Source organism: Thermodesulfobium narugense DSM 14796 (assembly GCF_000212395.1).
Taxonomy (GTDB): Bacteria; Thermodesulfobiota; Thermodesulfobiia; order Thermodesulfobiales; family Thermodesulfobiaceae; genus Thermodesulfobium; species Thermodesulfobium narugense.
The window spans coordinates 162045-173941 of sequence record NC_015499.1; the positions used below are offsets into that span (position 1 = coordinate 162045).

Genomic DNA, 11897 nt, shown 5'->3' on the forward strand with positions numbered 1-11897 from the left:
TTTGATGATAAAGTGAAAGGGGTGATACCTTAAATGGAACATGGTCTTTTAACGATTATTTTACTGATACTTATAATAATTGGCGTTACTGTTATATTTTATTTATATAAGAAGACTAAGGAATTAAGGTTAGAAGCAGAAAAGCTTAGCAAGGAAGCTAAAGAAGTTCTTCAAAATAACATTAAGGAAGCTGAAAACAAAAAGAGGGAAATACTCCTTGAGGCGAAAGACGAGGCTATAAGGTTAAAGTCTGAGGCGGAAAGAGAGATAAAGGAAAGAAGAATTGAAATAAATAGGCTTGAACAAAGGCTTTTGCGAAAAGAGGAAAATCTTGAGAGAAAGCTTGAAAACCTTGAAAAGAAAGAGGAGCAAATAAATCAAAAAAAACTTCAGATAGATGAACTGAAGGCAAAGCTTGAGAGCCTCATACAAGAAAAGATGATTGAAATTGAAAGAATATCAGGACTTACTTCTGAAGAAGCACGAAATATTTTACTTGCTGAAGTAGAAAAGGAGCTTGATGTAGAGATAGCAAACAAGGTTAGGGAAGCCCAGATGAAAATCAAAGAGGAATCTGAAAAAAAGTCAAGAGAGATACTATCTCTTGCTATTCAGAGATGTGCTGTTGATCACACTATGGAGTCGACTGTATCTGTGATAACGCTGCCAAACGACGATATGAAAGGCAGAATTATAGGAAGAGAGGGCAGAAACATACGCTCTTTTGAGGCTGAAACAGGGGTAGAACTGATAATTGACGATACGCCTGAAGCAGTTACAATTTCTAGCTTCGATCCTATCAGGAGGGAGATTGCAAGAAGATCTCTAGAGAAACTAATATTAGACGGTAGAATACATCCTGGCAGAATTGAGGAGACTGTTGAAAAGTCAAGAAAAGAACTGGAACAGGAGATAAAAGAATACGGTGAGGCTGTTTGTCTTGAGATGGGCATAGCGAACTTTCATCCTGAAATAGTAAGGCTTATAGGAAGACTGAAGTTTAGAACCAGTTATGGTCAAAACATATATCAGCACTCTATAGAAGTCGCTCATCTTGCTGGGATAATGGCATCTGAGCTTGGACTTGATGCAGCTTTAGCAAAAAGAGGTGGGTTGCTTCACGATATTGGTAAGGCAGTAGATTTTGAAATGGAAGGATCTCATGCCCTTATTGGCGCAGACCTTGCAAAAAGATATAAAGAAAGTCCTGTAGTAGTAAATATGATTGCAGCACATCACGGTGAAGTGGAACCAATGAGCCTTGAGGCTATTCTTGTTCAGGCTGCCGATGCTGTTTCAGCTTCAAGACCAGGTGCGAGAAGAGAGTCTCTTGAGACCTATATTAAAAGATTAGAGAATCTTGAAAAGATTGCACTCTCATTTGAAGGAATAGATAAGTGTTTTGCTATACAAGCCGGTAGAGAGATAAGAGTTATAGTAAAACCAGATCAAATTGATGATATTATGACTCAAAAGCTTGCAAGGGATATAGCAAAACGGATAGAAGAGTCATTAGATTATCCTGGAGAAATTAAGGTTTGTGTGGTAAGAGAAATCAGATCGGTTGAATATGCTAAATGAAGATATTCTTTATTGGTGATATTGTAGGTAGGGCTGGAAGGCAGATACTCAAAGATGCTTTTAAATACCTTGATCTTAGATCGACGTATGACTTTATAATTGCAAATGCAGAGAATGCCGCTGGTGGTTTTGGTATTACGAATAAGGTATTGGATGAATTGCTTCAGTTAGATATTGACTGTCTTACAATGGGTAACCATACATTTGACAAAAAAGAAGGCGAGCAGGTTTTATTGCACAACAAAGTGATAAGACCTGCCAATTTGCCACCAAACGTAGTGGGTTCTGGTTACGGCATTTTTAATTCGAGGGCAGGAAAGGTGGCTGTGGTGAACCTTCTTGGAAGAATATTTATGCAGCCGGTTGACTGTCCTTTTAGAACTTTTGATCTCTTGTATTCAGAGATTAAGAAAGAAACGAACATCATTGTTGTTGATTTTCATGCTGAAGCTACCTCTGAAAAGGTTGCTTTAGGACATTATTTAGATGGAAGGGCTAGCGCTGTTATTGGGACACATACCCACGTGCCTACAGCAGATCTAAAGATCCTTCCAAACAAAACTGCTTACCTTACAGATGTTGGCATGACGGGTTCAACTGCTGGGGTAATAGGCTTTAAGAAAGACCCTATAATACAAAAATTTTTAACTTATATACCAAAAAAGTTTGAGGTTGAGGTTGAAAATCCTCAACTTCAAGCCGTTTCTATTGATATAGACGAAAGTGGTAGAGCAAGGTCTATTGAAAGAGTCTTTTACCCAGAAGAAGCCGCTTTTGAGGGAGAACTTCTTGATAATGATTAGAGAAAATTTTGTTCAAGAAAATATGGAAAAATTTAGTTCTCAAAGTAAGAATTGTAGTTCTTTTTTTCAACTTATTTCTAATAAAGGTATAAGGCAAGGCCAATTCAACATAAGAGGAAAGGTCGCTAAAACTCCTTTATTTATGCCAGTTGCTACAAGGGGAACGGTAAGAGGAGTTAGCCCCTCTCAGCTTAAAGAGATTGGTTTTGAAATGATACTTGCTAATACATATCACCTTCACGAAAGGCCTGGTGAAGAGGTTATAAGTAAACTAGGGGGGCTTCACAGATTTATGAATTGGGACGGCCTAATACTTACAGATTCTGGTGGTTATCAGGTTTTTAGCCTTTCAAATTATAGAAAGGTTACTGATGAGGGTGTAGTATTTAGATCGGTTTTGGATGGCAAAGAGATCTTTCTTACTCCCGAAAAGGTCTTAGAAATCCAAAAAAAGCTAAATTCTGATATTGCAATATTTTTAGACGAATGTCCAGAATATCCTTGCAGTGCAAAAAGAGAAGAAGAATCTCTAATAAGGACACTAAAGTTTGCCCAGAGTTCTATTAAAGTAGAGAAAAATCCCGGGCAGCTCTTTTTTGGTGTAGTACAGGGTGGTATGAACTTTAAACTAAGGCAAGAATGTGTCCATGCTTTGTTATCCCTTGGTGTAGACGGCCTTGCTATTGGAGGTCTTTCAGTTGGCGAAGAACCATCTCTAACCAAGGAGGTCCTTCTTGCTACGCTTGAAGTGATTCCCCCGGATAAGCCAAGATATTTAATGGGCGTTGGATCGGACATATTAGAATATATAAAAATGGGCGTTGACATGTTTGATTCAGTTTTTCCTACCAGAATTGCAAGGCATGGCAGCGCTATTTTGTATAATAAAGGGAGGATAAACATATCTAATAAGAGATTTAAAGAGGACGAATCACCTTTAGATGAGGATTGTGATTGTTATACCTGTAGGAATTTCTCAAGAGCATATCTAAGGCATTTATTTGTATGTGGGGAATTACTTGGCAAAACTTTGCTTAGTATTCATAATTTGACTGTCTTATACAAGACTGTGAGGGCCTTGAATTCCTGAAGTGACTTTTTGATCGTGAAAATTAGTTTGAAAGGAGTTGGAAGGATTTGAAATTTAAAGGATTGAGGTGGGGCATCATATTTATAGTGCTTGCGGTTGCAATTGCTATAAATTATCTAATGCCTCTCAAGGAAGGCCTAGATTTGCAGGGCGGAATGGAAGTGGTCCTTGAGGCTCAGAATACAAAAAACATCACTGTAAACAAAGAAGTGATGCAAGGAGTCAAGGCGGTTATTGAAAATAGGGTGAACGGACTTGGTGTCTCAGAACCTCTTATACAGCTAAAAGGAAACAACTCTGTTCTAGTTCAGTTGCCTGGTATCAAGGATTATCAAAATGCTTTGAACGTTATAGGAAAGACTGCTTTTCTTGAGTTTAAGGAACCAATTTATGATACGGCAACAGGTCAAATTACAGGGTGGAAGACGGTCTTGACAGGAGCTGATCTGCAAGATGCAAAAGTTGGGTATGACTCAAATAATAGACCTGTGGTAGATATAACGTTTAATTCTGAAGGCGCAAAAAAGTTTGCTGAAGTTACAGCAAACAATATTGATAAACCTCTAGCAATCTTTCTTGACAATAAGGAAATATCCGCTCCAATAGTAAAAGAAGCTATAACAGGTGGAAAGGCTCAGATATCGGGCAACTTCACCCTTCAAAGTGCAAAGGAACTTGCGATTCAAATAAAGGCTGGTGCCTTGCCTGTTCCTGTGAAGCTGGTTGAACAAAGGGTGGTAGGCCCTACTATCGGGAAAGACGCAGTTGATTCTGGCTGGAAGGCTGGCTTTATAGGGCTTTTACTTGTTGCCATATTTATGGTTTTGTACTATAGACTGCCTGGTTTAATTGCCGATCTTGCACTAGTTTTGTATGGGGTTATTGTGCTTGCTATATTCAAGTTTATACCGGTTACCTTGACCTTACCCGGTATTGCAGGTTTTATATTGTCTATTGGTATGGCAGTAGATGCAAATATATTGATATTTGAGAGACTAAAGGAAGAGCTCAGAAAGGGCATTCCCTTGATCTCGGCAATGGATTTAGGCTTTAAAAGGGCCTTGCCTGCCATTATTGATTCCAATGCCAGCACGCTCATTACTACAGCAGTTTTGTTTACGTGGGGATCTAGTATAATAAAGGGTTTTGCTGTTACTCTTGCTATTGGTGTAATTGTAAGCTTCTTTACTGCTGTTATAATATCTAGGGCTTTGATGGATCTTGTGGTTCACATTGAGTTTTTCAAAAAGTTAGGCTTTTACGGTGCAAGAGTTGGTATTAACGCTTCAATTACTGATGAAGTTCCTGATGAACCTGGCGTATTCTCTTCTGAAGTTTCAAAGTCAAAAGCGAAAATGTCTAGTTCTTTAGTACAAGAAGTTAAAGAGGATGAAGGAGAAAGGGGCTCTGCTGAAGTTTTTTCTTCTGGAGAAAAGGAGAAAAAACAGGAAAAAGTTTTGACCTCCAGGAAGGACAGAAGAGCTAAAAGGAGGAGGAAATAATGAATATAATTGGACTTAGAAAGTGGTTTTACGGTTTGTCTCTATTAATAATTTTACCGGGTGTAGTTTCTCTTATATTATTTGGTCTCAAGCCATCAATTGACTTTACTGGCGGAACTATGATACAGATGAGACCAGAAAATCCAGTTAGCATAAGTATTCTAAGATCTGTATTAGAATCAAACAACCTTAAAGACACAATGATCCAACAATCTGGTAATTCTTTTATAATCAGGACAAAACCTTTAAGCATTGAGGAGCAAAAGGCTCTTGTTTCAAGCCTTGAATCAAAGTTAGGAAAGATTAGTTTTGACAAAATTGATATGATAGGGCCTACAGTTTCTGCTGAGCTTGTTAGACAGGCAATTATCTTGGTGTTTGTAGCAGCATTTCTAATAATAGTGTATTTGTCTTTTAGGTATAAACCTGTTTTTGCTATATGTGGTGTAATAGCCCTATTGCATGACGTACTAGTCATAACTGGGCTTTTTTCAATCTTTGGCGTTCTTTTCCATGCTGAAGTTGATTCCTTGTTTGTTACGGCCGTTTTGAGCACTATAGGTTATTCTATGCATGACTCAATAATTATTTTTGACAGGATAAGGGAAAATATGAAATTTATAAAAAAGCACAGTTTTGAGGAAATTGCCAACTTTAGCACGCTACAAACAATTTCAAGGTCAATTAATACCTCGTTTACTGTTGTGCTGGTTTTACTGTCTCTACTTATATTTGGTAGCCCTGTCATAAAGTGGTTTATAGTAGCCTTGTTGATAGGCATTATTAGCGGAACTTATTCTTCAATATTTAACGCTACGGCTCTAGTAGTAGATTGGACGAATTTCAGAAAAAAGATGAAAGAAAAATCCAAATAGAGAAGGACAAGTGCTTTTTGCTTTTAAAATTAAAAAAAGAAGAACACTTTGCATATATAGCAGCATTTTTAACCTTTGTTAGCGCTTTAATTAGAGTATATGCAGGTTATTTAACTTCATCTCTTGCTATCACTGCGGAAGGATTTCATGCACTTACTGATGTTGTTTTAAGTTTTGTAGCAGCAATTGCTTGCATTGGGGCGAGAAAGCCTGCCGATAGGACTCATCCCTATGGTCATGGAAGAATAGAGGATCTTTTTGTATTATTAGAGGCTCTTGTTCTCCTGACTCTTGCTGGTTTTATTCTTTTTGAAGCAATTACACGAATTAATAAGCCAACATTTAAGATGGATCCCATTTCAATGGCTTTTTATGCTTTTACTCTTATTTTAGTTTTATTAGGATCCTTGTTTGAAAAATATGGTGCAAAAATTTTTGATTCAAACGTTTTAAGAGCTGATTCTATTCATCTAATGGCAGATGTATTCGTTGGTTTTGCAGTTTTAATAGGCCTCTTGGTAGAAGAAGTTTTTTCTTTGCATTTTTTGGACGCTTTCATGTCTATTTTAATTGCTCTGTGGATACTTAAAACTTCATTGTCACTGGGCTTTAGATCGATATCCTCAATAATGGAAACAAGAGTTGTAGAGGTAGAATCGTACTTAAAATCTCAGTGTACGAATATACCGGGATTACTATCAGTTCATGCAATAAGAACGAGAAAGTCTGGAAATGGAGTATATCTTGATCTACACTTAGTTTTCCCTGCATGTTTTACGCTTTATCAAGCAAACAAGTGCGCGGAGAAATTGGTGTCCTGTCTGAAAAGGAGATTCGAAAATCTTGATATAGTTTTTAGATTAGATGCATGTGTAGAAAATGGTTCTGATTGTAATAAAAATTGCAAGAGATATAACGAAATGTGTATGTTGAAAAAAAATTTAGACAAAAATAATAAGTGTCCTTTAACGAAATAATTGTTTGCAGTGGCCTGTCAAGTATTACAATAAAAACATAATAAAGCGAGGTATAAAAAATGCTAAATTTGTTTAAAATTCTAATTATACAACTAAGATATTGTTTTTTAATTATATTTTAATCAATTTTACATAAGCTAATAATATGAAAAAGATTATATTTTGTGATTTTGACGGAACAATAACTAAAAAGGACACTGTAGACGAATTCCTGAGGGAATTTGCGTTGCCAGAGTGGGAAAAAATAGAACTTCTCTGGCAAAAAGGCGCTATTGGTTCAGATGAATGTCTCAAAAGACAAATTGATTGTGTAGAACATATTACTTTGGAAGAGATATACAATTTCCTTGATCTTGTAGAAATAGATAACAGCTTTGTAGATTTTTATTATTTTATAAGAGATAAAGATATCGATCTAATTGTTTTGAGTGATGGATTTGATTTGTTTATTGAATATATATTTAAAAGGTTAGAGTTAGATATAAGATTTTTTTCAAACTCTTTAACCTATAAACAAGGGAGATTGAGTATAGATTTTCCTTACAGGGACAATTTGTGTCAGGTTTCGTCTGGAATGTGTAAGTGCAAAATTATCGAGAAATATTCGAATGAACAATTTATATATTATATAGGCAATGGCAGATCTGATTTTTGTCCTGTAAAGTTGGCTGATTTTATATTTTCAAAGAATGAACTTACTAGATTTTCTTTTGAAAAGGGTTATAATTTTTATAATTTTGATAGCTTTTCAGAGATTAAGGACTTAATTTCTTATCATATATTAGATAATAAGTTTTTTTACAAGAATTATAAAAATTTTAAGTCTATTTTGAATTTGCTTTAGGCAATTAATTTTTAGGAGGAAAATTGATGACAGATCAGGAACTTTATAGATTAGAAAGGGATTTTTGTTCCTTTGGGGATACAGTTCATTACGTAAAAGAACCTAAAATATTTCGCAGCGCTGAGGGTTCGTTTATGTTTGATTCTTCAAATACCCCTTTTTTGGATCTTCAAATGTGGTATAGTGCGTGCAATTTTGGATATAAGAACAAAAAGATTAATGATGCCTTGATAGACCAGATGAATACTCTTCCACAACTTACTTCTCAATATCTTAGTGAACCAAAAATTCTTCTGGCAAAAGAGTTATCTTTGGCTGTGCAAAAAAGGTTTAATAAGAAAGGGAGGGTTCACTTCAATGTTGGAGGGTCCCAGGCCATTGAAGATGCGCTTAAACTTGTGAGAAATTATACTGGTAAAAGCTTGATGTTTGCCTTTATGGGCGGTTATCATGGAAGAACTCTGGGAGCTTCTGCTATTACTTCTAGTTATAGATACAGAAGAAGGTTTGGACACTTTTCTGATAGAGCCTATTTTCATCCTTATCCCTACTGCTTTAGATGTTTTTATAAGAAGACTCTAGATAACTGCGATTTTTATTGCCTTAAGATGTTTGAAAGGCTTTTTGAAACCGAATACAATAGTGTCTGGGACCCAAAGGTTTCAGAGTGCGAGTATGCAGCTTTCTTCATTGAACCGATCCAGGGGACAGGTGGATACGTTATACCTCCAAAAGGCTACTTTGAAAGGCTCTCCAAAATTTTGAGAGAGAGAAAGATATTATTAGTTGACGACGAAATACAAATGGGATTTTATAGAACAGGCAAGATGTGGGCTGCAGAGCATTTTGGAATCTCTCCTGATATAATAACTTTTGGAAAATCCTTAACAAACGGGATGAACCCTCTTTCTGGACTATGGGCAAGAGAAGAGCTTATTAGTCCTGAAGCCTTTCCGCCAGGTTCTACTCACTCTACTTTTGCTTCAAATATATTGGGAGCAAGGGCTGGGCTCGAAGTTATGAATCTTATAAAGGAAGAAAATTTTGAAAAGGAGGTAAATAGGAAGGGTAGGCTCTTTCTTGATGGATTAGAGTATTTAAAAAAGAAATATAAAACAATAGGACATGTAGAGGGGCTTGGTCTTGCACTGAGAATAGAAATCTGCGAAGAGGATTCCTTCACGCCAAATAAAGCACTTACGGATACAATTCTTGAAGAAGGCTTGAAGGGTGAAATAGAGATTAAGGGCAAAAAATACGGTCTTATATTGGATGTTGGAGGATATTACAAAAATGTTTTTACGCTAGCACCTTCATTGTATATTACCGATGAAGAAATTAATCTTGCCATAGAACTTTTAAATAAGCTTTTTTCTAAAGTATCGGTTTAAAAAATTGATTAAAGATATAGAATTAAAATCTGGGAATAAAAGAGCTGTAATTTTGTTTCATGGCTTAACAGGGACGCCATTTGAACTTTCAAGGTTTGCAAAGTATCTTTTCTCTTTAAAGTTTGATGTATTTGTCCCATGTTTGCCCGGTCATTGTGCTAAACCTTCTGCACTCGATCGCGTGGTATGGCAGGATTGGTCTTATTTTGCGCAAGATAAGTACAAAATGATATCAAAAAAGTACAATGAAGTGTTTATAAGCGGAATATGTCTTGGAGCGCTACTTTGTCTTGAAATTAGTAGAAGATTTCCAGTTAGGGCACAGGCCTTGCTCTCTCCTACCCTTGCTATAGATGGATGGAATATCCCATGGTACAAATTTTTGCTTCCCCTTGCTTTCATTCCTCCCTTTATTTGGCTTTATTCTTACAAAGAATCTGAGCCATACGGAATAAAAAATGAATCTGTTAGGCGCCAGGTCTTAAGGATTATGCAAAATAAATCATCAGGCGTATATGAGAGTTACAGCGCAATTGCAATTAGAGAACTTTTAAGATTTTCAAAAAGTGTAAAGCTTTATCTAAAAGAGATTAAAACCCCAACTCTTGTTATTCACTCCACTCAAGACGATCTTTGTAATATAAAGAACGCTAAAGACTTGTATAATAAGTTGTCATCGAAAGACAAAAAGTTTGTCGAATTGCACGATTCATATCACATGGTAACACTTGACAACGAAAGGGATATGGTGTTTAAAGAGTGTAGTGATTTTTTTATAAAATATTCAGAGGCGGTGGATGAGCAAGACTATTAAGTTTAATGTTAGATATTTTCAGATATCTGTACTCTTTTTATACATTATTGTCATTATTTTTGGCTTATTACCCGATAGCGGTCAGTTTGGAAAATATCTTAAAAATTTGTCAGGTCAATTTGGCATTGCCTTTCTTCTATTTCTGACGCTATTTTTAGTTGATTTAAAGCTTAGCCGAAGTATAAAGACCTTTTTTTCTGAGATTAGCCTTTCTGCACTAATATCCTTATGTGTTGTTTTTTTATTAGGTCTGTATGAAATACCATTTACCTTGTGGCCTACAAATACAACTCCAATCCCAAAAATCTCTTATAAGTTTGTTCCATTTTTAAAATTCTTTTTTGGGCTACAAGGAGCTACAACCTTTTTAGTGCTCTTTTTGTTCTTTTTCATTCTGCTAAAGCTTTACTACTATAACAAAAGATGGCCTACTTTAAAGCCATCTTTGCCAAGTTTTTTAAAAAAAAATTATCAAATAGATAAAAAAAAAGATTTAAACAAAGAGATTCTTGAAACAAAAATGGATACTGTCCCTCAAACTGAGATTAAAAATCGGTCGTTGAGATCGTTAAGAACAGAAAAAAAATATTATGATTTAAGTTCTCAACAAGAGAAAAATAGCAAAAAGGTTTTTGAAATTACCAAGGAGACTTATGATTTGCCAGATTTATCTCTATTTAAACCCCCTGTTTTAACCAAATCAAGTCTTGATCACTCAAAAGTGAAAGAGAAATTAATAAAAGTTTTTTTTGATTTTGGCATAGAGATTAAAGTAACAAGCTTTTATGAAGGTCCAACTCTTCTCTTTTACGAGATTTCTCTTCCTCCTGGCACAAAACTTCAAAAGGTAATATCCCTTGCTGATGAGGTTGCATTAGGTTTGGCTACAAGCTCTGTTAGAATTGACGGTCCAATTCCAGGTAGGGGCACTCTTGGAATAGAGATTCCTAAAAGCAAGAGGACTTCTGTAAGGTTGTCTGAAATTTTGACAGACAAAAGCGTGAGAGACAATCCATCAAAGCTCTTGGTAGCACTTGGCAAAGATGTTCTTGGAAATAGCGTTGTTGCGGATATATTTGAGCTTTCTCATACTCTTATTGCAGGTGCAACAGGTGCGGGCAAATCAGTTTGTGTGAATTCAATATTAATGAGCTTGCTTGCAAGAAATACGCCCAGAGATCTCGAACTTCTTCTGATAGATCCAAAGAGAGTAGAGCTTTCTTTATATGAAGGAATACCTCATCTTAGAACTCCTATAATAGTAAATGCAAAGGATGCGGCCAAGCTTCTTAAAGTATATGCTTTAAACGAGATGGAAAAGAGATATGATCTGTTTGCAAAAAGAGGCGTTAGAAACCTTCAGACGTTTAACGAAAGATTTCCTGAAGAGAAGTTGCCATATATTATCATAATAATTGACGAATTTGCCGACCTTATGAAGCTTGCTTCTCAAGAAGTGGAAGAAGTAGTGTTTCGTTTAGCACAGATGGCAAGGGCTACTGGAATTTACCTTATACTCGCCACACAAAGGCCATCTGTTGACGTAATAACTGGCACAATTAAGGCAAACATACCTTCTAGAATTGCTTTTGCAGTTTCAAGTTCTGTAGATTCGAGGACAATTCTAGATTTTGGTGGAGCCGAAAAATTGTTGGGCAGAGGTGACATGCTTTATTATCCACAAGGAGTTCTAAAGCCTATAAGAGTCCAGGGCTGTCTGGTAGACGATGAAGAAATAAAGGCTCTGGTGGATCATTGGAGAAGGTACCCTTCTATACACAAAAATCCTTTGGAAATAGAAGAAAATCATGAAGAGGTCGATCTTGAACTTGACGATTTGTTTGATGAGGCAAAAGAGATTGTGATATCTACCAGAAGGGCTTCTACTACTTATCTCCAAACCAGACTAAAGATTGGATTTTCAAGAGCTGCCAGAATAATGGAACAGCTTGAGAAAAAGGGTATAGTATCAGCTCCGAAGGGAAATTCTGGAACACGGGATGTGATTGTAGATAAGTAA

Annotated in this window: 10 protein-coding genes; all 10 read left to right on the plus strand. The window is 36.1% G+C overall.

What is annotated here, in order from left to right:
• Positions 1-33 precede the first annotated feature (33 nt).
• The 10 genes from rny (at position 34) to THENA_RS00820 (ending at position 11897) form a co-directional block, all read left to right on the plus strand.
• On the plus strand, positions 34-1581 hold the full coding sequence (gene rny, locus THENA_RS00775) for a ribonuclease Y (protein WP_013755532.1): 1548 nt from the start codon (positions 34-36) through the stop codon (positions 1579-1581).
• Complete coding sequence (locus THENA_RS00780) at positions 1578-2384, plus strand: TIGR00282 family metallophosphoesterase (protein ID WP_013755533.1); 807 nt, start codon at positions 1578-1580, stop codon at positions 2382-2384. Before rny ends, THENA_RS00780 begins: the two co-directional genes overlap by 4 nt.
• Complete coding sequence (gene tgt / locus THENA_RS00785) at positions 2377-3474, plus strand: tRNA guanosine(34) transglycosylase Tgt (protein WP_154645289.1); 1098 nt, start codon at positions 2377-2379, stop codon at positions 3472-3474. Before THENA_RS00780 ends, tgt begins: the two co-directional genes overlap by 8 nt.
• A gap of 47 nt (positions 3475-3521) precedes the next feature.
• Complete coding sequence (secD, locus tag THENA_RS00790; RefSeq protein WP_013755535.1) at positions 3522-4976, plus strand: protein translocase subunit SecD; 1455 nt, start codon at positions 3522-3524, stop codon at positions 4974-4976.
• The gene (gene secF, locus THENA_RS00795; RefSeq protein WP_013755536.1) at positions 4976-5851 is read left to right on the plus strand and encodes a protein translocase subunit SecF; all 876 of its coding nucleotides are present in this window, start codon (positions 4976-4978) and stop codon (positions 5849-5851) included. Before secD ends, secF begins: the two co-directional genes overlap by 1 nt.
• Positions 5809-6828, plus strand: coding sequence for a cation diffusion facilitator family transporter (locus THENA_RS00800; RefSeq protein ID WP_041437879.1), 1020 nt, complete (start codon positions 5809-5811; stop codon positions 6826-6828). Before secF ends, THENA_RS00800 begins: the two co-directional genes overlap by 43 nt.
• Before the next feature lie 145 nt (positions 6829-6973).
• Positions 6974-7672, plus strand: coding sequence for an MtnX-like HAD-IB family phosphatase (locus tag THENA_RS00805; RefSeq protein ID WP_013755538.1), 699 nt, complete (start codon positions 6974-6976; stop codon positions 7670-7672).
• Between the two features lie 26 nt (positions 7673-7698).
• Complete coding sequence (locus THENA_RS00810; RefSeq protein ID WP_013755539.1) at positions 7699-9063, plus strand: aspartate aminotransferase family protein; 1365 nt, start codon at positions 7699-7701, stop codon at positions 9061-9063.
• A gap of 4 nt (positions 9064-9067) precedes the next feature.
• Positions 9068-9877 (plus strand): alpha/beta hydrolase, encoded by an 810-nt coding sequence (locus THENA_RS00815; protein WP_013755540.1) that lies wholly within the window; start codon positions 9068-9070, stop codon positions 9875-9877.
• On the plus strand, positions 9861-11897 hold the full coding sequence (locus tag THENA_RS00820; RefSeq protein ID WP_013755541.1) for a DNA translocase FtsK: 2037 nt from the start codon (positions 9861-9863) through the stop codon (positions 11895-11897). The genes THENA_RS00815 and THENA_RS00820 overlap by 17 nt, the downstream gene beginning before the upstream one ends.

Coding starts and splice junctions, on each gene's coding strand:
- tgt (WP_154645289.1), top strand. CDS start 2,377: ATGATTAGAGAAAATTTTGTTCAAGAAAATATGGAAAAATTTAGTTCT.
- secF (WP_013755536.1), top strand. CDS start 4,976: ATGAATATAATTGGACTTAGAAAGTGGTTTTACGGTTTGTCTCTATTA.
- THENA_RS00820 (WP_013755541.1), top strand. CDS start 9,861: ATGAGCAAGACTATTAAGTTTAATGTTAGATATTTTCAGATATCTGTA.
- THENA_RS00805 (WP_013755538.1), top strand. CDS start 6,974: ATGAAAAAGATTATATTTTGTGATTTTGACGGAACAATAACTAAAAAG.
- rny (WP_013755532.1), top strand. CDS start 34: ATGGAACATGGTCTTTTAACGATTATTTTACTGATACTTATAATAATT.
- THENA_RS00810 (WP_013755539.1), top strand. CDS start 7,699: ATGACAGATCAGGAACTTTATAGATTAGAAAGGGATTTTTGTTCCTTT.
- THENA_RS00780 (WP_013755533.1), top strand. CDS start 1,578: ATGAAGATATTCTTTATTGGTGATATTGTAGGTAGGGCTGGAAGGCAG.